At 63.5% G+C, this 203-nt stretch carries 1 protein-coding gene; it reads left to right on the plus strand.

What is annotated here, in order from left to right; genetic code table 11:
* Positions 1 to 203: hypothetical protein (locus HA630_RS00690; protein ID WP_166832055.1), on the plus strand; the 203-nt coding region annotated here is incomplete at both ends.

A 203-nucleotide genomic window follows, 5' to 3' on the forward strand; every position in this document is an offset into this window, starting at 1 on the left:
GCCTACGTGCGCAAGCACTTCTTCGGCCGCGACCCCAAGGCGCTGGAGCTGGTGGCGCACATGAGCGACGACGACATCTGGAACCTGAAGCGCGGTGGCCACGACCCACAGAAGGTGTACGCGGCCTACCACAAGGCGGTGAACCACAAGGGCCAGCCGACCGTGCTGCTGATCAAGACCGTCAAGGGTTTTGGCATGGGCAA

The organism is Aquabacterium sp. A08, assembly GCF_011742065.1.